Source organism: Streptomyces bugieae, assembly GCF_036352915.1.
GTDB lineage: Bacteria > Actinomycetota > Actinomycetes > Streptomycetales > Streptomycetaceae > Streptomyces > Streptomyces endophytica.
Genome location: NZ_JAZBJP010000035.1, coordinates 1 through 24,245, shown reverse-complemented (window position 1 = coordinate 24,245; position 24,245 = coordinate 1). Strand labels below are relative to the sequence as shown.

Genomic DNA, 24,245 nt, shown 5'->3' with positions numbered 1-24,245 from the left:
GGCCCCCGGCATCATGAGGGCATGCGTGCTGCACGGCTGATCAAGATGGTGCTGCTGCTCCAGTCGCGCCCGGCGATGACCGGCGCCGAGCTGGCGCGGGAGCTGGAGGTCTCCGAGCGCACGGTCGCGCGGGACGTGCTCTCCCTCTCCGAGGCCGGGGTGCCCGTCTACGCCGACCGCGGCCGGGCCGGCGGGTACCGCCTGATCGGCGGCTACCGCACCCGCCTGACCGGCCTCGGCCGCAGCGAGGCGGAGGCCCTCTTCCTGTCCGGAGTGCCCTCCGCTCTGCGCGAGATGGGCCTCGCGGACGCCGCCTCGGCCGCCCGTCTGAAGGTCTCCGCCGCGCTGCTGCCGGAGCTGCGGGACGCCGCGGCGGGCGCCGCCCAGCGCTTCCACCTCGACGCCCCCGCCTGGTACAAGGAGCCCGAAACGCCCGGTCTGCTGCCCGCGATCGCCGAGGCGGTGTGGTCCGACCGCCGGATCGCCGTCCGCTACCTCCGGAAGGCGAAGGAGGCCGAACGCCGCGAGGTGCGACGGGAGTTGGAGCCGTACGGCCTCGTGCTGAAGGCGGGCGTGTGGTATCTGGCGGCGCGGGCGCAGGGGGACTTCCGGGTGTACCGGGTCGACCGCTTCACCGCCGTCGACGCGCTCGACGACGGGCCCGGCGGCTTCGCGCGGGACGCGGCGTTCGACCTGCCGGCGTTCTGGGCCGAGCGGGCCGCGGAGTTCGCCCGCTCGATCCTCCGTACCGAGGTGGTGCTGCGGCTCTCCGAGCACGGCGTACGGATCCTGCCGCACGTCACCGAAGCCGCGGCGGCCCGCGAGGCGATCGACGCCGCACGGGCCGCCGGCGGACCGGACGCGCACGGCCGACTGACCGTCACCCTCCGCGTGGAGTCCGACGAGGTCGCCTACTCCCAGCTGCTGGCCCTCGGCCCGGAGGGCGAGGTCCTCGCCCCCGCCGTGCTGCGCGACCGCCTCGCGGCGGCCGCCCGGCGCACGGCCGCGCTGTACGGAAGCGATCGGGACGGCCATGACCCGTCGGACAGGACCCGGCGGTGTCCCGGCTAGCGGTAGTCCGCCGCGGTCGCGTCCTTCCCGCCGAAGACCACGTCCTCGAAGTAGCCGAAGCAGTCGGGGCGGGAGCCGTCCGTGTCGGTGAAGTCGTACTCCTTCGCCAGCTGGCCGCTGGAGAGCGACTGACCGGTCCAGCGCGCCTTGTCGGGGTCGGCGGCCAGCGCCCGTACGGCCCGGCCGATCAGGGCCGGTGACTCGGCGATCGCGAAGTGCGGCTGCTCGGCCACCGCGTCCCGCCAGGTCTCCTCGGTCACCCCGAAGTGGTCCAGCATCTCCTCGGACCGCAGGAAGCCGGGGGTGAGCGAGACCACCGTGCCGCCCAGGTCCTTCACCTCGGCGGCGAGGCCGAAGGCGATGCGGTGCGGGGCGTTCTTGGTGAGGTCGAAGCAGAGGTTCTCGCGGTAGGTGCGGTTGAAGGACGCGGTGCCGTCGGTGACCTCGACCAGCAGTCCGCCGGGCCGCCGGTTCATCAGCGGCAGCGCGTAATGGCTGGTGATGATGTGGGTGTCGATGCCGAGGCGGAACATCCGCAAACCGCCCGCCAGATCGAGGTCCCAGAGCCTGGTGTCGAATTCCAGCAGATGGTCGCCGCCCCAGACGCTGTTGACCAGGACGTCCAGCCGCCCCTGCTCCCGGTCGACGCGCTCGATCAGCGCCTGGACCTGCGCCGGCTCCAGGTGGTCGGTCGGCACGGCGATCCCGGTGCCTCCGGCCGCGGTGACCAGCTCCGCGGTCTGTTCGATCGTCTCCGTGGGGCGGCCCACCTCGCTGACCCGGTCGCGGGTCGTCCGCCCGGTGACGTACACCAGCGCGCCCGCCCGGCCCAGCTCGACGGCCATCGCCCGGCCCGCGCCCCGGGTCGCCCCGGCGACCAGCGCCACCCGCCCGGTCAGCTCCGCGGTCACCGGCCGGTCCGGCCCCGCGCCCGCGGAGGTCGCCGGCCGGCCGGACGCGTGCCCGCCCGACGCGTTTCCGCCGGCCGGACCGCCGTTCGTCGCGTGCCCACTTGTCACGTTCCACTCCTCACTGTCAGGTGCCGGGCGCACGGGCCGACGGCCCGCCGATGCTTGCCCCGGCCCGGCGCAACGCGACTCTGGCAGCGAATCCCGACATCTTCTGTCCGGATTCCCGTCCAGGGCGGACGCCCCGCGCGTCACCGCTCGCCGGGCCACCCCCTACGGCCGGAACGCCCGCACGCTCCCCCCGTTCCGCAGCCGTCCGACGACCTCGGCCGCGGGGGCCGGGCCGGGGGCCGGAGCGGCGAGGGCGGGGCCCTTGCCGGTGGCCCGGAGGCCGCCGGTGGCGTCGAGGCCGTCGACGTCCGGGCTGCCCGCGGCCAGCAGGTACCACTTCCCGGACGGCGACCGCCAGGGGACGTCCCCGACGACGTGCGGGCCGAAGCGGCTGCAGGCGGCGGTGCCGTCGGACCGGCCGGCGATCCGGCCGGGGTCGCCCGGACGTACGGCGGGCGGCAGGAAGCGGACGGTCGCGCTGCCGGGCCCGCGCCAGGTGTCGGCGCGGGTGCACACCCAGGTCGCGCTGCCGCCGTCCTCGGGGAGGCGCTGCACCGCGAACGCCCAGTTGCCGACGGACCGTACGCCGGCGCCCCGCAGCGCGCCCAGCCCGCAGGCCGTACGGGCCCAGGTCGCCAGGGCCGCGGGGTCGGTGGCCTCGCGCTGCCCCGCGACCGGGCCCGCCGCGCCGGCGGGCGGCGGCGGTACGTAGGTGAGGTGGACGGGGACGAGGTCGTTGAGGTCGGCCAGCAGGAAGGGCGGGGCCGGCGCCCCGATCCGCGTCGAGGGGCGGAACTGCGCCACCGGCCAGTGCCCGCAGCCGCCGCCCGCCGGCGGGGGCAGCGGGATGCGGTCGGTGACGCCGTCCGGGGCGACGTGCAGCCCGTGCGGCGGGGCGCCCGGCGCCAGCAGGTCGCGGACGGCGACGTCGGAGATCCAGGGGGCGAGCAGGTAGCGCATCCAGCCGTTGCCGCGGCCGATCACCAGCGCGGCGCCGGTGGTCAGGTCCGCGTCGTCCACCCGCGCGAAGTGCAGGGTGGGGGTGGCGTCTTCGGGTTCGGCGTAGCGGACCAGCCGTTCGCCGTCGTGGAGGACGACGACCATGACGTTGTCGATCAGGCCGGCGTACAGCAGCTGCGGCGGATGGTCCGGCGGGCGGGTGGAGGTGCCCGCGGAGGCGGTGATCCGGGCGTCGGCGGGCGGCGCCGCCCAGACCCGCAGCGCCCGGCCCAGCAGTTCCCTGTCACCGGCCTGCCGGCCGCGCGCGGGCCAGGCGGTGAAGTCCACCCGCGCGGTGTCGGACCACTGCTCGTTGCGGGTGCGCAGCAGCTTGGCGGGGTCCAGCGCCTGCTCGGCGGGGGTCGCCGGCCGGCCCACCGGATCCCCGTCGCCGCCCGGTACCGCCGCGACCACCGCGCCGATCGCCGCGACGGCCGCCAGCGCCACCGCGGCCCGCAGCCGCTGCCGCCGGCGCAGCAGGTCCGTCGGCCGGGTCTGGACCGTACAGGGGTCGAACTCCCCGGAGTTCAGCAGCGCCGCGGCGCCCGCCCCGGTCTCCCGGTCCAGTTGCTCGGCCGCCCGCTGCGCGGCCTCCGGGTCGGTGGCCCCGGCCCGATCCAGCAGCGCCCGTACAGCGTCCTCGTCCAGGCCCTCCAGCTGCCACAGCCCGAGGGCGGCCCGGACCGACGCCGGGACGGCGGACAGCGCCTGTTCCAGGGCGAGTTCATCGGCACCGCCGGCCCGGGGGAAGAGCCGCAGGCCCCAGACCTGGGGCACCGCGGGAAGGCCCCGGCCGGCCCGGCCCTCGTGGGCCAGTGCCAGCCGCAGGGTCCGCAGCCGCACCAGGTCGTAGCCGTTCTCGGGCAGCGGGCCGCGCTGGGCCGGCAGCCCGCCGTCCGGGCGGCGCCGGCGGCCGGTGCGCGGCAGTGCCCGCTGGACCAGGCCGTGCGCGGTGAGCACCCGGCGGTGGCGGCCCATCGACGGGGGCAGGACGAGATAGGCGAGGCGGACCAGCCGTGGGTAGTGCTCGACGAGGGCCGCCTCGGCCCGTTCGACGTCGGCCCGGGTGCGTTCGTCCATGGGCATGGCCTGAAACAGCCCTTCAGGAATTGGCAGATTTACCGACTATGCCGTATATGCCGTCGTTTGGTTGTTGCACGCCTTCCAACGAGTGATTCTTGGGGCGGTCACCCGGCGGCCCGCCCGGCCCGCACGCCCCCGGCCACCGCCCGCGCCCGGCCCGCCCGTCCTGACGCTCCCTGCCTGCTCATCTCCCGTTCTCCGCCCCGGCCGGCGGGCCGCGCCCGACCCCGGTCCGGGCCGGACGGCGGCACGGCCGCATCCGGGGTACTCCGCATGCGGCACCCCCCGGCAGGGCAGATGCTGGAGCGGTGATGGACGAGACGGAGTTCTGGGAGCTGATCGACGACTCGCGCGAGGCGGCCGAGGGCGATCCCGAGGAGCAGGCCGACGCGCTGGTCGAGCGGCTGCTCAGGCGCGACCCGGACGCCGTCGTGGACTTCGCCCGCCACTTCGAGTCCCGCTACAACCGGGCGTACACCTGGGACCTGTGGGCGGCGGCCGCGGTCCTGCTGGACGGCTGCAGCGACGACGCGTTCGACTACTTCCGCTGCTGGCTGATCGCCCAGGGCCGGGAGGTCTTCGAGGGCGGGGTGCACGACCCGGACCAGCTCGCCGAGCTCCTCGACGACTTCGACGAGTCGGTCGACGGGGACGCCGAGGAGGTGGGGTACGCGGCCGACGAGGCGTACGAGCAGATGACCGGCGGGTCGATGCCGGACCTGGAGCTGCCCGCGCCGCCCCGCGAACCGCTCGGCACGTACGTCGACTTCGACGACGACGAGACGCTGGCCGAGCGCTTCCCCCTCCTCTGGGACCGTTTCCGGCCATAGAGACTCGGGCCTCGCACCGGGCAGTTGTCGTCGCCGGGCGCCGGGCACCAGGCAGTATGGGCGCATGCGGATCGCGATCACCGGCTCGACCGGACTCATCGGCACGGCCCTCGTACGGTCCCTGCGCACGGACGGCCACGACGTCGTCCGGCTCGTACGGCGCGCCCCGGCGGCCGCCGACGAGGTGCGCTGGGACCCCGCGCGGCAGCAGGTGGACACCGCGGGGCTGACCGGCTGCGAGGCGGTGGTCCACCTCGCGGGCGCGGGCGTCGGCGACCACCGCTGGACCGCCGCGTACAAGCAGCAGATCCGCGACAGCCGGGTACTCGGCACCCGGGCCCTGGCGGAGGCGCTCGCCTCGATGGACGTCCCGCCGCGGGTCTTCGTCTCGGGCAGCGCGATCGGCTACTACGGCGACACCGGGGACCGGCGGACGGACGAGAGCGCGCCGGCCGGTCACGGCTTCCTGCCGGAGGTGTGCGTGGACTGGGAGGCCGCCGCGCGGCCGGCCCGGGACGCCGGCATCCGCACCGTCTTCGCCCGCACCGGCCTGGTCGTGGCGCGCTCGGGCGGTGCCTGGGGGCGGCTCTTCCCGGTCTTCCGGCTCGGTCTGGGCGGGCGGCTCGGCGACGGCAGCCAGTACTGGAGCTTCATCTCCCTGCACGACCACATCGCGGCGCTCCGCCACCTCCTGACCAGCGAGGAGCTGACCGGGCCGGTCAACCTCACCGCGCCGGAACCGGTGACCAACCGGGAGGTCACCGCCGTGATGGGCCGGCTGCTGCACCGGCCCACGCTGTTCTCGGTGCCGGCGCCGGTGCTGCGGGTCGTCCTCGGTGAGTTCGCCGAGGACGTGCTGGGCAGCCAGCGGGTGGTGCCGAAGCGGCTGCTGGAGTCCGGGTTCACCTTCACGCACCCGCGGATCGTCGAGGCGGTCCGGGCGGCGATCGACTGAGGACGGCCCGGCCGGGCCCCGTCCAGCCCCGATAGACGCCCGCGGCCGCCGGCAAACCGTGACGAAGGACGCTTCGACGCGCCCCGGACGCCCCCTGTCGTACACGCCGGCGGCTCCCTACCTTTCCGCACACACCACTCGGCATTCCCCGCGGCCTCAGAGGGCATGACAATGCGTGCACCGCCGCTGGGACCGACCTCGGGAGGCCATGTGCTGCGTACCGCATCGACCGTGGACGTCGTCATCGTGGGGGCCGGCCCGGCCGGTCTGGCCGCCGCCCGCCACCTGACCGGCGCCGGGGTGTCGGTCACGGTCCTGGAGGCCGCGGCGCGGATCGGCGGCCGCTCCGCCACCGACCGGCTCGACGGCTTCCGGCTGGACCGCTGCGGCCGACCGCTGGCCGTCTCCGCCGCCGAACTGCGCCGCACGCCGGGCCTCGGAGATCTGACGCTCCGTCCGTTCGCCCCCGTGCTGAGCGTCCACAACGGCCAGCGGGCGCAGCACATCGGCGGCTCCCGGAGCACAAGGGGCGCACTCTCCGCGGCGCGCGCCCTCGCGCGCGCCGACCGCCCGATCCAGGACGCGCTGGCGACCCGGCCCACCTTCCCGCCCCGCGCCCCGGACGTCTTCCTGCGGCCGCTGCTGGGCATGCTGCTCTGCGATCCGCGGCTGCGCGGCTCCAGCCGGGGGGCCGCGATCGCGCTGCGCGCCTACGCGGACGCCGGCCGGCTGTGGCTGCCGGCCGGCGGCGCCTCGGCCGTCCCCGACCTGCTCGCGGCCGGCCTGCCGCCGGGCACCGTCCGCACGTCCGTCCAGGTCACCTCGGTCTCCACCACGGGCGTCAGCACCGCCGAGCACGGCCGGATCCCCTGCCGGGCGGTCCTGCTGGCCACCGGTGCGCGGGACGCCGCCGAACTGCTGCCGGGCCTGCGGGTGCCCGCCTTCCACCCGGTGACGGTGCTGCACCACACCGCCCCGGCCGGTGCGGGCGGCCGCGGCGGGCCGGCCCGGGAGGCCACCGCGGCGATCCTGCCGGTGGACGGGCCGGTCGCCTGCACCTTCCGCGCCGGGGCGGTCGACCCGTCCCGTACGCCGCCCGGCCGGTCGCTGATCACCACGACCGTGCTCGGCGCCGCGGCGGCGCTGCCGCTGTCCGTCCTCGACAAGACCGTCCGGCCCCAGCTGGACCGGCTCTACGGGGCGCACACCGACGACTGGGAGCTGCTGACCGGCCATCACGACCCGTACGCGGTCCCGGCGATGCCGGCCCCGCACGATCCGCAGCGGCCGGTACGGGTGCTGTCCGGGCTCTACGTCTGCGGCGACCACCGCGACGCCGGCACGCTCCAGGGCGCGCTGAACTCGGGCCGTCGGGCGGCCCGCGCCCTGTTGACGGACTTCGGGCTGCCGGCCCTCACCGCGGAACCGGACGTCCTGCGCCCGGCGGCCTGACCACCGGGGCCGGCCGGGTCCGGCACACCGCCCGGCCCGGCTCCCCCGCGCGGCTGCTCAGCCCAGCGCGGCGACCCGCTCGCGGTAGCCGCGCACCGGCGCCGCGTCCCGGTACGGCTCCAGGCGGCGCTCGAACTCCCTGACGTACTCATGGGCACGCACCGACCGCATCTCGGACGCCTGGAGCGCCGCCTCGGCGCCGAGCGTGCAGGCCTGCTCCAGCTCGCCCAGGCCCAGCCGCGCGGTCGCCAGCACCACCCGGCAGAACAGCCGGCTGCGGGCGAACCCGGCGGCGCGCAGCTGCAGGGAGCGCTCGGCGTGCTGGGAGGCCGCGCGGTACTGCTGGAGATCGCGGTGGCAGTGCGCCAGTTCGTCGGCGAGCTGGGCCTCGTCGAAGAAACGGGCCCAGTACGGGGTGTCGTCCCCGGGGCGGGAGGTCTCCAGCGCCCGCTCCGCGCGGGCCAGCGCCGCCGTGCAGGCCCGGACCTCGCCCAGCACGCCGTGCCCGCGGGCCTCCGCGGAGTGCAGCAGCGCCTGGACGGCCGGCGGCGCACCGCTGCCGATCCCCTGCTGGGCGACGCGCGCCAGCTGGACGGCCTCCCTGCCGTGCCCCAGATAGACGGCCTGCCGGCTCATCGTCACCAGGACGTAGGAGCCGTACGCCCGGTCGCCGGCCGCCTGGGCCAGCCGCAGGGCCTGGACGAAGTACCGCTGCGCCAGGCCGTGCGCGGCGATGTCGTACGAGGTCCAGCCCGCGAGCCGGGTCAGATCGGCGACCGCCGCGAACAGCCGGCGGCCGGTGGCCTCGCCGTAGGTGCCGCGCAGCATCGGCTCGGCCTCGTGCTCCAGGTAGCGCACCAGGGCCTGCCGGGCGTGGCCGCCGCCGTAGGCGTGGTCCAGCGCCCGGAACAGCTCGCCGACCGAGCGCAGGGCGGCGATGTCGCCGGAGGTGACCTTGGAGCCCTGGGTGCGGTCGACCCGGTCGGCGGTCCGGCGCTGCCGGGGCACCGCGGGCCGGCCGCCCTGGACGGGGACCCGGGCCGTGTTCTCGCCCGCGACCGCCGCCGCGCCCTCGCCGGTGGCCGGCTCGCCGCGGGCCACCCGGTCGTCGGGCCGCCCGATCAGCCAGTCGCGGCTGGGCACCACGAGCCCGGCCGGGGTGAAGGCGATCTTGCGGAGTTCGGCGTGACTGCCGGAGTCCTTGCGCCACAGCCCGCTGACGATGTCCACCGCCTCGCTGGGGCTCGCGGCGAACTCCAGCCCGGCGTACACCGGCGCACAGGCGTCCAGGCCGAGGTCCTGGGCGGACAGCCGGCGCCCGAGCCGTCGGGTGAAGACCTCGGCGATCAGCGCGGGGGTGGTGCCCCGGGGCTGCTGGCCGCGCAGCCAGCGGGTGACCGAGGTCTTGTCGTAGCGGAGGTCGAGGCCGTGCTCGATGCCGAGTTGGTCAACCCGTCTGGCCAGACCGGCGTTGGAAAAGCCCGCCTCGGCGATGAGCGCGGCGAGCTGTCGGTTGGGAGTGTGTGCGGGTCGGTCCGTCATCAGCTTTACCGGTCTCCTGCCTGCTGGGCCGGGCGGCCGGTTCGGCCGACCCGTCCGGCATGCTCATCGCCCTCGTGGAACGGCGTGAATGTAACGGCCTTCGGTGCCGTTCTCGCGGCCTGCGTCCCGCGTTCATCCGATCGTGTGAGCAGGGGCGGGACTGCGGTTGCGGGTGGGCACACCGGCCGCCTGCGGGGACCGGATCCGGCCGCCGTACAGTTGCTGGGGGCGCGAACGCATCGAAAGGCATCAACGTTGCCGCACAGTGCAACAGAGGTTCGGATGGGAGCTGCCGTGACTGCGATCTCTCGGGGGGAGACCCCCGCACCCGAGGGGATGCGCTTTGTCCACCTGGGCTTCGGGGCCGACGCGGTCGACTACGCGTCGGCCTGGCAGGAGCAGCGCCGGATCCACGCGGCCCGGTTCGCGGACGAGGTGCCCGACACCTGTCTGCTGCTGGAGCACCTGCCCGTCTACACCGCGGGCCGGCGCACGTCCGACGACGAGCGCCCCCTGGACGGGACCCCGGTCGTCGACGTGGACCGCGGCGGGAAGATCACCTGGCACGGCCCCGGCCAGCTGGTCGGCTACCCCATCCAGAAGCTGCCACGCCCGGTGGACGTCGTCGCGCATGTGCGCCGCCTGGAAGAGGCGCTGATCCGGGCCTGCGCCGAGTTCGGCGTCGAGGGCAGCCGGGTCGAGGGCCGCAGCGGGGTGTGGGTGCTGGGCGACCCCGTGGAGGAGCGGCCGGCCCTGGGCGGGCTGAACCTGGACTTCGACCCGCGGCTGGCGGACGAGCTGTTCGACCCGCGGCTGAACGGCCCGGAGTACGCGCCGTCCAATGCCGGCCAGCGCCGGGAGGACCGCAAGCTCGCCGCGATCGGCATCCGCGTCGCCAAGGGCGTCACGATGCACGGCTTCGCGCTGAACGTGAACCCGGACAACACCTCGTTCGACAAGATCGTGCCGTGCGGCATCCGGGACGCGGGGGTGGCCTCGCTCGCCGGTGAGCTGGGCCGGGAGATCACCATCGCCGAGGTGCTGCCCGTGGTGGAGAAGCATCTGCGCGACATCCTGGAGAACGCCGAGCTGCTGCCCCGGGCGGTCTGACCGCCCGGCGGTACGGGACGGTCCGACCGCCCGGCGGTACGGGACGGTCCGACCGCCCGGCAGTGCGGGAATGCGACCCTGCGACCCGGGGTTGCCATGCACGTATAGACGTGCGAATTATCGGGCGTACCCTGGTGTGCGCCGAAGAAACGAAGTTGTAGGGAGCCGGTCGTGTCCGCAGTCGCACCCGACGGACGCAAGATGCTGCGCCTGGAGGTCCGGAACAGCCAGACCCCCATCGAGCGCAAGCCCGAGTGGATCAAGACCCGGGCGAAAATGGGTCCCGAGTACAACCACCTCCAGGGCCTGGTCAAGAGCGAGGGTCTGCACACGGTCTGCCAGGAGGCGGGCTGCCCCAACATTTTCGAATGCTGGGAGGACCGCGAGGCGACGTTCCTCATCGGCGGTGAGCAGTGCACCCGCCGCTGCGACTTCTGCCAGATCGACACCGGCAAGCCCAAGGAACTGGACCGCGACGAGCCGCGCCGGGTCGCCGAGTCCGTGCAGACCATGGGCCTGAAGTACGCCACGATCACCGGCGTCGCGCGCGACGACCTGGAGGACGGCGGCGCCTGGCTGTACGCCGAGACCGTCCGGCAGATCCACGCCGCGATGCCCGGCACCGGCGTCGAGCTGCTGATCCCGGACTTCAACGCGGTCCCCGAGCAGCTCGCCGAGGTCTTCTCCTCCCGCCCGGAGGTGCTCGCCCACAACGTCGAGACGGTCCCGCGGATCTTCAAGCGGATCCGCCCCGGCTTCCGTTACGAGCGGTCGCTGGAGGTGATCACCAAGGCCCGCGAGGCCGGCCTGGTCACCAAGTCCAACCTGATCCTGGGCATGGGCGAGGAGCGCGAGGAGATCAGCCAGGCGCTCCAGGACCTGTACGACGCGGGCTGCGAGCTGATCACGATCACCCAGTACCTGCGCCCGTCGGTCCGGCACCACCCCATCGAGCGGTGGGTCAAGCCGGCCGAGTTCGTGGAGCTCAAGGAGGAGGCCGAGGAGATCGGGTACGCGGGCGTCATGTCCGGCCCGCTGGTCCGCTCCTCGTACCGCGCCGGCCGCCTTTACCAGCAGGCCATCGAGCGGCGCGAGGTCGAGGCGTCCAGTCAGGCGGTCTGAACCCGGCCGGCCCTCCCCGGCGCGCCGTCTTGTGAAATGTGGCACATGCTGGAACCACGCGGCCCGCACTCCCCTCAGGACAGGGGGCGTGGCGGGCCGCGTCAACGTTTCATTGGTGTTTGACCGGCAGGTCATCCGTTGGTAACACCGTTGAGTGACGATGGATGCACGCACCGCTCCCACACCACTCCAGCTTTCCCGAACTGCCAGAGGGAGTCATTGACCATGCAGGCCGCGCCGCTCCGCGCCACCCCCGCCCGCCCCCTTCCCTCCGTCACCGGTGCTCTGCGTGCCGTCGAGGCCGTCCTGATGCGCGGCGGCCAGCGCACCGCCCGCCGCAACGCCTGGACGTCGGTCCTGGAGGACCGCCGCCGCGCCAAGGACCGCCACGAGGCGGCGTACGTACTGGAGGCCGCGGCGACCCGCCGCCCGCACGCCACGTAAACTTCGCTGTATGGCGAGGAAGGCACACTCCAACGGCGCTGCCGGCGCTGAGAACCCCGGGCGGCTGAAGCAGATCGCCCTGACCTACAAGATGACCCGTCGGGTCGACTCCAAGGTCGGTCTTGTCGTCGCTGGCGTAGGCATCGTCGTATTCGGCGTCCTCCTTGCCATCGGCTTCGCGATCGGCCACCCCGTCTACGCCGGAATCCTGGGCTTCGTCCTGGCCTTCCTGGCGATGGCGATCATCTTCGGACGCCGTGCCGAGCGCGCGGCCTTCGGGCAGATGGAAGGCCAGCCCGGTGCGGCGGCCGCGGTACTGGACAACGTCGGGCGCGGCTGGACGGTCACCCCCGCGGTGGCCATGAACCGCAACCAGGACGTCGTGCACCGCGCGGTCGGCAAGGCCGGCATCGTGCTGGTCGGCGAGGGCAACCCGAACCGTCTGCGCGGCCTGCTGGCCGCCGAGAAGAAGCGGATGGCGCGCACCGTCGCCGACGCCCCGGTGCACGACATCGTGGTGGGTGACGGCGAGGGCCAGGTCCCGCTGAAGAAGCTCCGCACGACCCTGCTGAAGCTGCCCCGGGTCCTCCCCGGTGCCCAGGTCACCGCGGTCAACGACCGGCTGCGTGCGCTGGGCGACCTGATGAGCAACATGCCCGTACCGAAGGGCCCGATGCCGAAGGGCATGCGGATGCCCAAGGGCGGCGGCAAGGCGCGCTGAGCACCGACCCTGATCCGACACGGGTGGGGCCCGGGACCGCGACGGTCCCGGGCCCCACCCGTTGGTCATGACCCGTTGGTCAGGCGATCCGGGCGACTAGATCCGGACCTGGACGGCGCGCGCCACGCGGTCGTGCAGCCCGCGGCCGTCCCGGTCCCAGACGACGGCAGGGATGACGAGGACGAGCAGCAGGGTCCGCAGCACCACCCGCGGCAGCGAGATCCGACCGCCGCCCTCGGCGATCACCCGCAGGCCCAGCAGCCGCTTGCCCGGCGTGAAGCCGACCGTGCCGACCGTCAGCACGCTGAGCACCGCGAAGACCACCAGTGCCCAGTTGCTCGCCGACTGCGCCCGGCCGCCGCTGAGCAGCCCGTAGGCGATCAGCAGGCACAGCGCCCAGTCGATGAAGAGCGCGGCGAACCGGCGGCCGGGGCGGGCGAGCGCCCCCGGGCCCTCCTCCGGCAGCCCGAGCCGCTGGCCGCGGTATCCGAATTCCACGCCCATGTCCTCGGCTGCCGCGCGGGGCCCGGAGATCCACGATCCGATTGCTTGCCTGTTGTCCACCCGTCCACGGTACTGCGACCGCATACGTTCCCTTCCGCGAGGGCCGGTATCCGCGCAGGCGACGAGCCGGTAGCGGCAACGGAAACCCGGCCTCACCACCCCGTACGCAATCCACATCTTTGGCGCACACTGGGGGGTAAAAGGGACCGCGCGGCGGTTAACCTCGGCGAAACAAATGGGTCATGCTTGGGAAATCCCGCCTGCCTATGGTCGGGCGAGCGCGCCACCGCACTGGTCGCGTTCCGAGTAGCAATCCCGCGTCCGCCGACCGGTGACCGGGCTAGGAGGAGTTGGATGTTCCAGAACGCCGACGAGGCCAAGAAGTTCATCGCGGACGAGGACGTCAAGTTCATCGATGTCCGCTTCTGCGACCTGCCCGGTGTGATGCAGCACTTCACGATCCCGGCGAAGGCGTTCGACCCGGCCGAGGAACTCGCCTTCGACGGCTCCTCGATCCGCGGCTTCCAGGCCATTCACGAGTCCGACATGGCTCTGCGCGCCGACCTGTCGACCGCCCGTGTGGACCCGTTCCGCCGGGACAAGACGGTCAACATCAACTTCTTCATCCACGACCCGATCACCGGCGAGCAGTACAGCCGTGACCCGCGCAACATCGCCAAGAAGGCCGAGGCCTACCTCGCCTCGACGGGCATCGCGGACACCGCGTTCTTCGGTCCGGAGGCCGAGTTCTACGTCTTCGACAACGTCCGTTTCGAGACCAAGTCGAACGAGTCCTTCTACCACATCGACTCCGAGGCCGGCGCCTGGAACACCGGCTCCGAGGAGAACAACCGCGGTTACAAGGTCCGCTACAAGGGCGGCTACTTCCCGGCCCCGCCGGTCGACCACTTCGCCGACCTGCGCGCCGAGATCTCCCTGGAGCTGGACAAGGCCGGCCTGCAGGTCGAGCGTCAGCACCACGAGGTCGGCACCGCCGGCCAGGCGGAGATCAACTACAAGTTCAACACGCTGCTGGCCGCCGCCGACGACCTGATGCTCTTCAAGTACATCGTGAAGAACGTCGCCTGGCGCAACGGCAAGACCGCGACCTTCATGCCCAAGCCGATCTTCGGTGACAACGGCTCCGGCATGCACGTCCACCAGTCCCTGTGGCAGGGCGGCGAGCCCCTCTTCTACGACGAGCAGGGCTACGCGGGCCTCTCGGACACCGCCCGCTACTACATCGGCGGCATCCTCAAGCACGCCCCCTCGCTCCTCGCCTTCACGAACCCGACGGTGAACTCCTACCACCGCCTGGTCCCCGGCTTCGAGGCCCCGGTCAACCTGGTCTACTCGCAGCGCAACCGCTCCGCGGCCATGCGCATCCCGATCACGGGCTCCAACCCCAAGGCCAAGCGCGTCGAGTTCCGCGCTCCGGACCCGTCCTCGAACCCGTACCTCGCCTTCTCCGCCCTCCTCCTGGCGGGCCTGGACGGCGTCAAGAACAAGATCGAGCCGGCCGAGCCGATCGACAAGGACCTCTACGAGCTCGCCCCCGAGGAGCACGCGGGCGTCCCCCAGGTCCCGACCTCCCTCCCGGCCGTCCTCGACGCCCTGGAAGAGGACAACGAGTACCTCCAGCAGGGCGGCGTCTTCACCGCCGACCTGATCGAGACCTGGATCGACTACAAGCGCACCAACGAAATCGCCCCGATCCAGCTGCGGCCGCACCCGCACGAGTTCGAGCTTTACTACGACATCTAAGATCCCCCAAGATCTGCCAAAAGGGCCGCCACCCCCGCGGGTGGCGGCCCTTTCGTGTGCGTGGGGCAGGGTCAGTGGGCGCTCCCCGGGTCGTGCAGCGGGAGGGGTGGGCCCGGGAGGCCTGGGGGCGTTGAGGTGGTCGGTCGGATCAGGAGGGTGGTGGCCAGGGCGGCGAGGAGGGTGAGGCCGGCGGACCACCACAGGGCGTCGGTGTAGCCGGCCACCGTGGCCGTGGTGATCGTCTCCGCCAGTTGTGGCGGGGCCGCTTGCGGGCTGATGACGTGGCCGCTGCGGGCCGCGGCGGCGAGGGACGGCGGGAGCCCGGGGGCGGCGGCCATCCGGGCCGCGATGCCCGCGGTGAGGACGCTGCTGAAGACCGCCGTGCCGAGCGCCGCGCCCGCCTCGTCGGTCGTGCCGGTCACTGCCGCGCCGCCGCCGGAGTCCTGGGCGGCGATGCCGGCCGTGGCGAGGGAGTAGAGCGGCATCAGGGCCATGCCGAGGCCGAAGCCGGCGAGGACCATGCCGGGCAGGACCACGGCGGTGTAGTCGCTGTCGGGCTCCAGGCGGGTCAGGAGGAGCAGGCCGCACGCGGTGAGCAGGAGGCCCGGCGCGATCAGGTTGCGCGCCGGTACGCGGTGCAGCAGGCGGGCGGAGACCTGGGTGGCGCCGATGAGGATCGCGGCCACCATGGGGAGGAGCGCCGTGGTGGTGGCGATCGGGGAGTAGCCGCGGACGTTCTCCAGGTACGTCATCAGGGTCGGGAAGAGGGCGAGCGTCCCCGCGCCGGTCAGGAACAGGGTGAGGAAGGAGCCGAGGCGGCCCGGGTCCTGGTTGGCGTACGGCGGCAGGAGGGCGTCGGGCGTCCTGCTCTGCCACAGGAAGAAGGCCAGGAGCAGGACGGCGCCGACCGCGAGCAGGGCCAGCACCAGGAGGTCGGTCCAGCCGCGCGGGCCGGTTTGCTGGAAGCCGTAGACGAGGCAGAGCAAGCCGCCGGAGCCGAGCAGCAGGCCCGGCGCGTCGAGGCGGCGACGGGTGCGGAGCGGGCGGTCGTGCACCAGGGTGGCCGCACCGATCACGGCGATCAGGGCGAGGGGGACGTCGGCGAACAGGCACCAGCGCCAGTCCAGGGTGTCGATCAGCCATCGGCCGGTGAACAGACCCATGGTCGAGCCGCCGGCGACGATCGTGGCGTAGACCCCGAAGGCCCTGCCCCGTGCCTTCGGGTCGGGGAAGTTGGCCGCCACCAGGGCCAGTACGGCCGGCGACAGCAGTGCGGCGAAGGCACCCTGGAGGACGCGGGCGCAGACCAGCGCGCCGGCCGTGGGGGCCAGCCCGCCGAACGCGGCGGCCGCCGCGTAGCCGGCCAGCCCGATGAGCAGCAGCCGTTTGCGGCCGACCAGGTCCGCGAGGTGCCCGCCGAGCAGCAGCAGCCCGGCGAAGGCCAGGTCGTAGCCGGTGAACAGGAGGTTCAGGCTGTCGGCGGGCAGGTGCAGAGCGGCCATGACGGACGGCACCGCCATGTGCAGGGACGTCGCGTCGAGCAGCACGAACAGCTGCACCAGGGCGACCACCGCCAGGCCCCACCAGCGTCTGGGGTGCGGTGGCGCGGAATCCCGGAGGTCCGGCGGGGGCCCGGCGTACGGGGCCGGGCCCGGGGGCGGTCCGAAGCCCTGCGGGGGGGACGAGCTGTGCCGGGGCCGTGGGCGAGTACGCGGGCACCGGGGGTACCGACGGCTGCGGCGGGCCGGCCGGAGGGCGCGGGTCCGCGGGCGCGGCGCCGGGTGTGCCCATGACCGTCTCCGGGGCGTAGTCCAGCAACCGGGCCGCATGGCGGCCGAGTTGGGCCAGCACCGCGCCCGGCAGCCACTCCCCGTCCGCGTCCGGCTCCGCGCGGGCCGCGACCTGCTGGAGGGCGGGCCGCTTGGCCGGGTCCTTGTCGAGGCACTCGCGTACGAGGTCGAGCAGCGGCTCCGGTACGCCGGTCAGGTCCGGCTCCTCCTCGGCGATCCGGAAGAGGTGGGCGTTCAGCCCGGTCTCCGTGGCGCCGAAGAGCAGGCGTCCGGTGGCGGCGTAGACGAGGACGGCGCCCAGGCAGAACACGTCGCTGGCGGGGGTGAGTTCGAGGCCGCGGACCTGCTCGGGCGACATGAAGCCGGGGGATCCGATCAGCATGCCGGTGCGGGTGTGCAGGCTGTCCCCGGCGAGGGTGTCCATGGCCCGCGCGATACCGAAGTCGATCACGCGCGGCCCGTCCACCGTCACCAGCACGTTGGACGGCTTGAGGTCCCGGTGGATCAGGCCCGCCTCGTGCACCGCCTGCAGGGCGAGGGCGAGGCGGTTGGCCAGCACCCTGACGGAGTTCTCGGGCAGCGGCCCGTAGTCGTCCGCCACCACGGTGGTCAGGTCGGGCCCCGGGATGTACTGGGTCGCCACCCAGGGCACCGCGGCCTCGGTGTCGGCGTCGAGCACGTCCGCCGTCCAGGCGCCGCCCACCCGCCGGGCCGCCGCCACCTCGCGGGCGAAGCGCCTGCGGAACTCCGGGTGCTGTGCGTGCTCGTCCTGGACGACCTTGACCGCGACGGTCCGCCCGGCCTCGGAACGGCCCAGATACACCAGGCCCATACCGCCGGCGCCCAGGCGGGCGATCAGGCGGTACGGGCCTATGTGCGTCGGGTCCGATGAGATCAACTGGTCCACGGGGGCAAGGTAATCCACGGTGCGCACGCCGGTACGGGATTCCACATTTCCTCCTCCCTTCCCGGGCACGGGGCCGTGTGGCCGGGGGCCCGGCCCCGGGGCAGACTGGGGATATGCCTGAATTGCCGGAGGTCGAGGCGCTGCGGGGGTTCCTGGAGGAGCGGCTGGCGGGGCGGGCGGTGGGCCGGGCGCAGCTGGTGTCGGTGGCCGCGTTGAAGACCTACGACCCGCCGCTGGGTGCGGTGGAGGGGCAGGATTTCCAGGGCGTGGCCCGGTACGGCAAGTTCCTCGCGCTCCGGACCGGGGAGCTCTTCCTCGTGCTGCATCTGGGGCGGGCGGGGTGGATGCGGTGGAGCGAGCGGCTGCCGGCGGCCCCGCCGCGGCCGGGGAAGGGGCCGTTGGCGCTGCGGGTGCGGCTCCGGGAGCCCGAGGGGTCGGGGTTCGACGTGACGGAGGCCGGCAGTCAGAAGCACCTCGCGCTGTACGTCGTGCGGGATCCGCAGGAGGTGCCCGGGATCGCGCGGCTCGGACGCGATCCGCTGGGTGACGGCTTCACGGCGGCGGCCTTCGCCGGGCTGCTCGCGGGCGAACGGCGGCAGATCAAGGGCGTGTTGCGGGACCAGGGCGTGCTGGCCGGGATCGGCAACGCCTATTCGGACGAGATCCTGCACGCGGCGCGGATGTCGCCGTTCAAGCTCGCCGCGGCGCTGTCCGAGGAGGAGGTGGCGCGGCTGTACGCGGCGGTCGGGACGACGCTGGGCGAGGCGGTCGCGCGGGCCCGGGGGCTGGCGCCGGAGGACCTCAAGGCGGAGAAGCGGACGGGGATGCGGGTGCACGGGCGGACGGGGCAGCCCTGTCCGGTCTGCGGGGACACCGTCCGGGAGGTGTCGTTCAGCGACTCGTCGTTGCAGTACTGCCCCACCTGCCAGACCGGGGGCAAGCCCCTCGCCGACCGGCGGTTGTCGCGGTTGTTGAAGTAACCGGCGCCGGCGACCCCGCCCCCGCCGCCGGGCAGCCGGCGGCGGGGCGGGGGCGGCGTCAGGGCGTGGGACGGTCGGTGGCCAGCAGCTCCCGCAGCTCCTGTACCGCCTCGCGGAGGTGGTCGGCGAAGGCGTGCATCGGGGCGGCCACGGGGCGGGGGGTGGAGAGGTAGAGGTGGAAGCGGTCGGGGAGGAGGACGTAGGCGACGCCGATGCAGCGGGGGCTGGTGGAGCCGAAGCCGAAGTACTGGATGTGGGTGGAGGGGGCGGAGCTGGTGCTGAGGTAGTCGTCGCGCATGATCAGCCAGCCGGGGGTGCGGTAGAGCGCGGGCTGTTCGGTGATGCCGAGGTCGTCGCCGCGGCGGCGCTGGATCAGTTCGAGTTCCCAGAGGTGCTGCTCCGGGGCGTCGCCGGCCTGGCATTCCTTGGCGCGGGTGACGTGGGCGCGGGCCGCGGTGTGGAGGGCGGTGCGGCGGGTGGCGGGGTCGGTCGCCGGGTCCTGCAGGGTGGCGACGAAGTCCACGATCTCCGGGGTGACCACGCGCATGGCCTCGGTGCGGCCGCGGCGCCACTGGCGGGTGGCGATCGACTCGTAGGTGGCGCCCAGGTGCCCCTTGGCGCGCTGGTGGGCCAGTTGGTAGGCGAGCTGGACGAAGGCGTCCGGGGAGACGCCCAGGGACTTGGCGGTGTTGGCGCCGAAGTCGTCGAAGGAGACGGTCCGGGTGGCGGTGTCGGCGCCGTACCGGGCGAAGGCGGTGGCGGCGGTGCGTACCCGGTCGCGGAGGGCGTCGTCGAGGTGGAAGGTGAGGGGGTGCGGGGTGGGGGCGCCTTGGGGACGCGCCCCGGAGAGACGGGAGTGGTCCTCCGGCGGGGTGGCGAGCAGGGTGTCGACGAAGCTGAGGATGGTGGTGCCGTCCAGTCCGCAGTGTTCGACGTTGATGCCGGCGCGGCCGTCGGCGAAGACGATGAAGGAGACGGCCTTGTCGAACCAGCGGTTGCCGCGGTCGCCGTAGAGGAGTTCGTCGCAGGCCGTCTGGGTGTCCGCGGGGGCGAAGTCCTCCAGACAGAGGCAGAAGAGGGCGGTTTCGACGGTGTCGAGGGCCGCCGCGTTGTCGGGGTGCAGGGCCTGGAGGGACGCGCGGGCGGCGGCCCATTCGGCGCGGGCCATGGTGGTCAGGTGGCCGACCGGGGCGTCCGGCTCCGCGCCGGGGTCGGCCTTGAGGACGGCCTGCAGACCTTCCTTCAGGTCGTCGAGGGTGTGCGGGGTGCCGTCGGGGCCGAGGACGTCGAGGGTGTACATGCGGCCCTGGGAGAAGACCACGATGTGGCGGGCGTCGGACGGGCCGGGCCACTCGTCCGTGTAAGGGGCGCGGACGGTGTCCTGTTCCGTGCCGGGGATGCGGGTGGTGGAGAACAGGAACTTGTTCTGTTCCATGCTCTGCGGGCGGCCCCGCTGGAGCACCGGGGGAAGGGCCTCCCGGTCCAGTTGGTGCTTGTAGTGGAGGGCGCCCGCGATGAGGCCGGCGGCCCGGTCCAGCTGTGACTGCCCGGTGTCCTGGAAGAGGAAGAAGAAGTTGGCGTTGAGGGCGATGCGGTCGCGGCGGCCGAGGTAGCGGTACGGCCAGAAGGTGTCGAGCCAGCTGTGCACGCCCTCGGTGGCGTCGTACTCCGCCAGGGCCGCGTGCAGCACCCGGCCGGGGCCGCCGGGCCGGAGGAAGGCGGCCACCTCGGCCTCGGTCTCGGCGAGTTGGCCGGGGGTCAGCAGGGGCCGGCACCAGGCGAGGAACCGCTCGCAGCTCTCCTCCAGGGAGGGCAGCGGTACCCGCGGGAGGGTGTCCTCCAGGGCGAAGGTGGGGGTGGTGGCGGTGCCCTGGCCGGTGGGCGGGAGGGCGGTGCCGTGGCTGTCGGTCACGTGTACGGTCCCCTGACTGTTGGTCACGTGCGTTCTCGTTTCGGTGTGCGGGGTGCGGTGTGTGGCGTACGGGGTGTGGGGCTAGTCCAGCAGCTGGTCGCCGCGTATCGCGCGGCCCTCGGCGGCCAGGTGTGCCGGATCGACCCGGCCGAAGAGCTGGCGGGTGCGGGCGACGCTGCCGATGACGCCGGGGCGCTCGCTGTACGCGAAGATCGCCGAGTGGCGTGCGGTCGCGCCCCGCACCGGGCTGACCCGGTGCAGCGAGTAGCGGCCCTTGAACAGCTGCAGGTCACCGGGGCGGAGCGGAAGGCGGTGGATCAGCCGCTCGCCCCGGCCCTCCAGGACGTCGCGGACGTCGTCGAAGTGCTCGTCCCGCGCGGACCGGATGTTCGGGCAGTACTCGAAGTCGCCGCCGGCCCCGGCCTGCTGGGTGAGCATGCTGACGGTGAACTCGTTGGTGTCGAAGTGCCAGGGGTGCTCCTTGCCCGGTTCGACGACGTTCAGGACGAGCGCGGAGTACGGGTCGGCGAGCTCGTACAGCCGGGGCAGGCGGAAGCACCGGGCGACGAAGCGCTGGAAGGCGGGGTGCGCGTAGAGCCGGCTGATCAGGGCATCGGCCGGGATGCGGTCCCGCGCGACGAACGCGTTGCCGCGCTCGAAGACCCTGCTCCCGGGGTGGCCGGGCGGCAGGTCCCGGTCGACCGCGATGTTGTAGACGTTGACCGATTCGACGTCGAAGTGCGCGCGGGGCGCGATCTCGGCGCATTCGGTCCGGAGGAGCGCGCGCCGGTCGGGGTGGAGGAAGTCCGGCAGGACGGTGCAGCCGAGGGTGTCCAGCTCCTGCCGGGCCCGGGACACGACGGCCCGCGCCTCGGGGCCGTCGGGGTCCGCCAGGGGGTAGCGGCCGGTGTCGACCACCTCGTCGAGGGTCGTGGTGCGTGCGGTGGTGGGGGCGGGGTCGTGCGCGGTGCCGATGCTGTTCACGGTGCTCATGCGTTCCTCTCCGCGGGCGTGGCGACGCCTGCGGGCACCGGGGTGCGGCAGGCGTCCACGTCATGGCGCGTCATTGCACGTCTTTGCACGTTGCTGCACGTTTTTGCAGGTCAACTCCCTCGCCGCTGAGGCGAGTTGGCGGGGGAGCCGAGAAGAGTTGACGTTGTCACAAATTCCGGGGCGTTGTCTGTGACACGACGCACGGTGGGGACATCGTCACGCATTCGGTACGGCCGGCGGCGCGGGAGGACGGGCGGGCCGGCACCGCGCCGCCCGCGTCGCCTCCCTCACAGTTTTTGCAACTTGTTGCATAACAGCCTCCGCCTGGTCTAGAACCGGTGTCAGACCACCCCGTCCGAGGAGGCCCCGTGAGCCCGAAGAACCCGTATCCGCATCTGCTGAGCCCGCTCGACCTCGGGTTCACCACGCTTCCCAACCGGGTGCTGATGGGGTCGATGCACATCGGCCTGGAGGAGGCGGAGAACGGCTTCGCGCGGATGGCCGCGTTCTACGCGGAGCGGGCGCGCGGCGGGGTCGGGCTGATGGTCACCGGCGGCATCGCACCGAACGACGCCGGCCGGCCGTACGAGGGCGGGGCCAAGCTGACCACCGAGGAGGAGGCGGCGCAGCACCGGACCGTGACCGAGGCGGTGCACGCCGCGGGCGGGCGGATCGCGATGCAGATCCTGCACTTCGGGCGGTACGCGTACCACCAGGACCTGGTCGCGCCGAGTGCGATCCAGGCGCCGATCAGCCCGTTCACCCCGCACGCGCTCACCGACGACGAGGTGGAGCAGACCGTCGAGGACTACGTCCGGGCGGCGGAACTGGCCAGGTCGGCGGGGTACGACGGGGTCGAGATCATGGGCTCGGAAGGGTACTTGATCAACGAGTTCGTGGTCGGCGCGACCAATCACCGCACGGACCGGTGGGGCGGCTCGTACGAGAACCGGATGCGGTTCCCGGTGGAGATCGTGCGGCGGACCCGGGAGCGGGTCGGGCCGGACTTCATCCTGATCTACCGGCTGTCGATGCTGGACCTGGTGCCGGGCGGCTCGACGCTGGAGGAGGTCGTCACGCTCGCCAAGGAGATCGAGGCGGCGGGCGCGACGATCATCAACACCGGCATCGGGTGGCACGAGGCCCGTATCCCGACCATCGCGACGTCGGTGCCGCGCGGGGCGTACACCTGGGTGACCAAGCGGCTGATGGGTGCGGTCTCGGTGCCGCTGGTGACCAGCAACCGGATCAACACCCCCGAGGTCGCCGAGGAGTTGCTCGCCGACGGGCGGGCCGACATGGTGTCGCTGGCCCGGCCCTTCCTCGCCGACCCGGACTTCGTGGCGAAGGCCGCGGACGGGCGCGCCGCGGAGATCAACACCTGCATCGGCTGCAACCAGGCCTGCCTCGACCACACGTTCAGCGGCAAGATCACCTCCTGCCTGGTGAACCCGCGGGCCTGCCACGAGACCGAGCTGGTGCTCGCGCCGACCCGGCGCAGCAAGCGGCTCGCGGTGGTCGGGGCCGGGCCGGCCGGGCTCGCCTGCGCGGTGTCGGCCGCCGAGCGCGGGCACCAGGTCACGCTGTTCGAGGCCGCGGGCGAGATCGGCGGGCAGCTGAACATCGCCAAGCGGGTGCCGGGCAAGGAGGAGTTCGAGGAGACGCTGCGGTACTTCCGTGAGCAGCTGGCGCTGCGCGGGGTGGACGTCCGGCTGAACACCGCGGTGACCGCGGCCGACCTCGGGGCGTACGACGAGGTGGTGGTCGCCACCGGTGTCACCCCGCGGATCCCGGAGATCGACGGGATCGGCCACCCGAGCGTGGTCAGCTACCTCGACGTGCTGCGGCACGGCGCGGAGGTGGGCGCGCGGGTCGCGGTCATCGGGGCGGGCGGCATCGGCTTCGACGTCGCGGAGTTCCTGACCGACGCCGGTGACGGGGCGAGCCAGGACGCGGAGACGTACTTCCGGGGCTGGGGCGTGGACACCGGGTACGGCGACCGCGGCGGGCTGCGGGCGCCCGAGCGGCCCGCGCCGCCGCGCCAGGTGCACCTGCTGCAGCGCAAGACGTCCAAGGTGGGCGCGGGGCTGGGCAAGACGACCGGGTGGATCCACCGTACGGAGCTGCGGCACCGGGGCGTGACCATGGTTCCCGGGGTGACGTACGAGCGGATCGACGACGCGGGGCTGCACGTCACGGTCGACGGCGAGGCCCGCACGCTGGCCGTGGACACCGTGGTGCTGTGCACCGGGCAGGAGCCGCGCCGGGACCTGTACGAGGAGCTGCGGGCGGAGGGCCGGGCGGTGCATCTGATCGGCGGTGCGGACGTCGCCGCCGAGCTGGACGCCAAGCGCGCCATCAAGCAGGGGACGGAGCTGGCGGCGGCGCTCTGAGCCGCGGCCGGGCACCCGGAACGGCGCCCGGTCTGCCAAGGGCCTGCCCGACGGGCAGGCCCTTAGGATTCCCCCATGTCCCTCCCCCACGCGATCCTCACCGCCCTGCTGGAGAAGCCGTCGTCGGGGCTGGAGCTGACCCGGAGGTTCGACCGGTCGATCGGGTACTTCTGGCCGGCCACGCATCAGCAGATCTACCGGGAGCTGGGGAAGCTGGAGCAGGCCGGGTTCATCCGGGCGCTGCCGTCGGCACAGCCGTCGCGCGGGCAGAAGAAGGAGTTCGAGGTGCTGCCGGCGGGGCGCGCGGAGCTGACCGCGTGGGCGTCCGGCGAGCAGGACACCAAGCCGGTGCGCAATGCGCTGGTGCTGCGGCTGCGGGCGGCGGCGGTCGTCGGGCGGGCCGGGCTGGACGCCGAGCTGCGGCGTCATCTGGCCCTGCACGAACGGCAGTTGGCGGAGTACGAGGAGATCGAGGAGCGCGACTTCGGGGCGGTGGCCGGCCCGGAGGACCGGCTGCGGCGGCTCGTGCTGCGGGCCGGGGTCGGGCTGGAGACCTTCTGGGTGCAGTGGCTCCAGGAGGCGCTGGCCGAGGTCGAGGACATGGAAGCGGGCGGGGGGGCCCGGGGGGGGTGGGGGGGGGGGGGGGGGGGGGGG

At 73.6% G+C, this 24,245-nt stretch carries 19 protein-coding genes and 1 pseudogene; 12 read left to right on the top strand and 8 right to left on the bottom strand.

From position 1 onward, the window contains the following. The first annotated feature begins 21 nt into the window (after nt 1-21). Complete coding sequence (locus tag V2J85_RS33680; RefSeq protein WP_261951923.1) at nt 22-1,071, top strand: helix-turn-helix transcriptional regulator; 1,050 nt, start codon at nt 22-24, stop codon at nt 1,069-1,071. Here the strand turns inward: V2J85_RS33680 and V2J85_RS33675 are convergent. After that, on the bottom strand, nt 1,068-1,982 hold the full coding sequence (locus V2J85_RS33675) for an SDR family oxidoreductase (RefSeq protein WP_261957155.1): 915 nt from the start codon (nt 1,980-1,982) through the stop codon (nt 1,068-1,070). The genes V2J85_RS33680 and V2J85_RS33675 overlap by 4 nt on opposite strands. 270 nt (nt 1,983-2,252) lie before the next feature. Continuing rightward, complete coding sequence (locus tag V2J85_RS33670; RefSeq protein WP_261951922.1) at nt 2,253-4,169, bottom strand: hypothetical protein; 1,917 nt, start codon at nt 4,167-4,169, stop codon at nt 2,253-2,255. A 314-nt stretch (nt 4,170-4,483) separates the two neighbouring features. Between V2J85_RS33670 and V2J85_RS33665 the strand changes: the two genes are divergently transcribed. The 3 genes from V2J85_RS33665 (at nt 4,484) to V2J85_RS33655 (ending at nt 7,409) form a co-directional block, all read left to right on the top strand. After that, nucleotides 4,484-5,002, top strand: a complete 519-nt coding sequence (locus V2J85_RS33665; protein WP_330823688.1) for a DUF4240 domain-containing protein — start codon at nt 4,484-4,486, stop codon at nt 5,000-5,002. Between the two features lie 64 nt (nt 5,003-5,066). After that, the gene (locus tag V2J85_RS33660) at nt 5,067-5,957 is read left to right on the top strand and encodes a TIGR01777 family oxidoreductase (RefSeq protein WP_261951921.1); all 891 of its coding nucleotides are present in this window, start codon (nt 5,067-5,069) and stop codon (nt 5,955-5,957) included. 210 nt (nt 5,958-6,167) lie between these two features. After that, nucleotides 6,168-7,409, top strand: a complete 1,242-nt coding sequence (locus V2J85_RS33655; RefSeq protein ID WP_261951920.1) for an FAD-dependent oxidoreductase — start codon at nt 6,168-6,170, stop codon at nt 7,407-7,409. A 57-nt stretch (nt 7,410-7,466) separates the two neighbouring features. Here the strand turns inward: V2J85_RS33655 and V2J85_RS33650 are convergent, their stop codons facing one another. Next, nucleotides 7,467-8,951: an NsdA family TPR-like regulatory protein gene (locus tag V2J85_RS33650; protein WP_261951919.1), complete on the bottom strand. Its 1,485-nt coding sequence runs from the start codon at nt 8,949-8,951 to the stop codon at nt 7,467-7,469. Nucleotides 8,952-9,287: 336 nt separating this feature from the next. Here V2J85_RS33650 and lipB point away from each other — a divergent pair, with 336 nt between their 5' ends. The 4 genes from lipB to V2J85_RS33630 all read left to right on the top strand — a co-directional run bounded on the left by lipB (nt 9,288) and on the right by V2J85_RS33630 (nt 12,348). Next, entirely contained in the window at nt 9,288-10,061 is a 774-nt protein-coding gene (lipB, locus tag V2J85_RS33645) for a lipoyl(octanoyl) transferase LipB (RefSeq protein ID WP_330823703.1), read from the top strand. Nucleotides 10,062-10,232: 171 nt separating this feature from the next. After that, nucleotides 10,233-11,183 carry a lipoyl synthase gene (lipA, locus tag V2J85_RS33640; protein WP_261951918.1) on the top strand — a complete coding sequence of 317 codons (951 nt, stop codon included), beginning with the start codon at nt 10,233-10,235 and terminating at the stop codon, nt 11,181-11,183. A gap of 225 nt (nt 11,184-11,408) precedes the next feature. Then, nucleotides 11,409-11,627, top strand: a complete 219-nt coding sequence (locus V2J85_RS33635; RefSeq protein ID WP_030414837.1) for an SCO2195 family GlnR-regulated protein — start codon at nt 11,409-11,411, stop codon at nt 11,625-11,627. A 10-nt stretch (nt 11,628-11,637) separates the two neighbouring features. Beyond that, on the top strand, nt 11,638-12,348 hold the full coding sequence (locus tag V2J85_RS33630) for a DUF4191 domain-containing protein (protein WP_261951917.1): 711 nt from the start codon (nt 11,638-11,640) through the stop codon (nt 12,346-12,348). A 96-nt stretch (nt 12,349-12,444) separates the two neighbouring features. Here the strand turns inward: V2J85_RS33630 and V2J85_RS33625 are convergent, their stop codons facing one another. Further along, the gene (locus V2J85_RS33625; protein ID WP_330823702.1) at nt 12,445-12,852 is read right to left on the bottom strand and encodes an RDD family protein; all 408 of its coding nucleotides are present in this window, start codon (nt 12,850-12,852) and stop codon (nt 12,445-12,447) included. A 354-nt stretch (nt 12,853-13,206) separates the two neighbouring features. On the opposite strand from V2J85_RS33625, the gene glnA reads away from it, so the two are divergent. Then, a complete protein-coding gene (gene glnA, locus V2J85_RS33620) occupies nt 13,207-14,616 on the top strand; it encodes a type I glutamate--ammonia ligase (RefSeq protein ID WP_261951915.1) in 1,410 nt (469 codons plus the stop codon). A gap of 71 nt (nt 14,617-14,687) precedes the next feature. On the opposite strand, the gene V2J85_RS33615 is transcribed toward glnA, so the two are convergent. Together V2J85_RS33615 and V2J85_RS33610 are read right to left on the bottom strand one after the other, a co-directional pair. Beyond that, nucleotides 14,688-16,187, bottom strand: a complete 1,500-nt coding sequence (locus V2J85_RS33615; protein ID WP_330823687.1) for an MFS transporter — start codon at nt 16,185-16,187, stop codon at nt 14,688-14,690. A gap of 16 nt (nt 16,188-16,203) precedes the next feature. Beyond that, nucleotides 16,204-17,313: pseudogene (locus V2J85_RS33610) on the bottom strand (serine/threonine-protein kinase); the annotation flags it as partial. Nucleotides 17,314-17,426: 113 nt separating this feature from the next. On the opposite strand from V2J85_RS33610, the gene V2J85_RS33605 reads away from it, so the two are divergent. After that, nucleotides 17,427-18,293: an Fpg/Nei family DNA glycosylase gene (locus V2J85_RS33605; RefSeq protein ID WP_330823686.1), complete on the top strand. Its 867-nt coding sequence runs from the start codon at nt 17,427-17,429 to the stop codon at nt 18,291-18,293. Between the two features lie 58 nt (nt 18,294-18,351). Here V2J85_RS33605 and V2J85_RS33600 read toward each other — a convergent pair whose 3' ends face one another. After that, nucleotides 18,352-20,205, bottom strand: coding sequence for a choline/carnitine O-acyltransferase (locus tag V2J85_RS33600; protein ID WP_330823685.1), 1,854 nt, complete (start codon nt 20,203-20,205; stop codon nt 18,352-18,354). A gap of 81 nt (nt 20,206-20,286) precedes the next feature. Further along, a complete protein-coding gene (locus tag V2J85_RS33595; protein ID WP_261951911.1) occupies nt 20,287-21,198 on the bottom strand; it encodes a HalD/BesD family halogenase in 912 nt (303 codons plus the stop codon). 368 nt (nt 21,199-21,566) lie between these two features. On the opposite strand from V2J85_RS33595, the gene V2J85_RS33590 reads away from it, so the two are divergent. Together V2J85_RS33590 and V2J85_RS33585 are read left to right on the top strand one after the other, a co-directional pair. After that, nucleotides 21,567-23,591 (top strand): NADPH-dependent 2,4-dienoyl-CoA reductase, encoded by a 2,025-nt coding sequence (locus V2J85_RS33590; protein WP_261951910.1) that lies wholly within the window; start codon nt 21,567-21,569, stop codon nt 23,589-23,591. A gap of 75 nt (nt 23,592-23,666) precedes the next feature. Beyond that, nucleotides 23,667-24,245, top strand: a 579-nt coding sequence (locus V2J85_RS33585; protein ID WP_330823684.1) for a PadR family transcriptional regulator, incomplete at its 3' end; no start/stop codon positions are given.

What these genes read in the sequence shown, in the direction of transcription:
- V2J85_RS33670 (WP_261951922.1), bottom strand. Translation starts at nt 4,169, where the DNA reads ATGGACGAACGCACCCGGGCCGACGTCGAACGGGCCGAGGCGGCCCTC.
- V2J85_RS33665 (WP_330823688.1), top strand. Translation starts at nt 4,484, where the DNA reads ATGGACGAGACGGAGTTCTGGGAGCTGATCGACGACTCGCGCGAGGCG.
- V2J85_RS33625 (WP_330823702.1), bottom strand. Translation starts at nt 12,852, where the DNA reads ATGGGCGTGGAATTCGGATACCGCGGCCAGCGGCTCGGGCTGCCGGAG.
- glnA (WP_261951915.1), top strand. Translation starts at nt 13,207, where the DNA reads ATGTTCCAGAACGCCGACGAGGCCAAGAAGTTCATCGCGGACGAGGAC.
- V2J85_RS33605 (WP_330823686.1), top strand. Translation starts at nt 17,427, where the DNA reads ATGCCTGAATTGCCGGAGGTCGAGGCGCTGCGGGGGTTCCTGGAGGAG.
- V2J85_RS33660 (WP_261951921.1), top strand. Translation starts at nt 5,067, where the DNA reads ATGCGGATCGCGATCACCGGCTCGACCGGACTCATCGGCACGGCCCTC.
- V2J85_RS33680 (WP_261951923.1), top strand. Translation starts at nt 22, where the DNA reads ATGCGTGCTGCACGGCTGATCAAGATGGTGCTGCTGCTCCAGTCGCGC.
- V2J85_RS33595 (WP_261951911.1), bottom strand. Translation starts at nt 21,198, where the DNA reads ATGAGCACCGTGAACAGCATCGGCACCGCGCACGACCCCGCCCCCACC.
- lipB (WP_330823703.1), top strand. Translation starts at nt 9,288, where the DNA reads ATGCGCTTTGTCCACCTGGGCTTCGGGGCCGACGCGGTCGACTACGCG.
- V2J85_RS33650 (WP_261951919.1), bottom strand. Translation starts at nt 8,951, where the DNA reads ATGACGGACCGACCCGCACACACTCCCAACCGACAGCTCGCCGCGCTC.
- V2J85_RS33635 (WP_030414837.1), top strand. Translation starts at nt 11,409, where the DNA reads ATGCAGGCCGCGCCGCTCCGCGCCACCCCCGCCCGCCCCCTTCCCTCC.
- V2J85_RS33630 (WP_261951917.1), top strand. Translation starts at nt 11,638, where the DNA reads ATGGCGAGGAAGGCACACTCCAACGGCGCTGCCGGCGCTGAGAACCCC.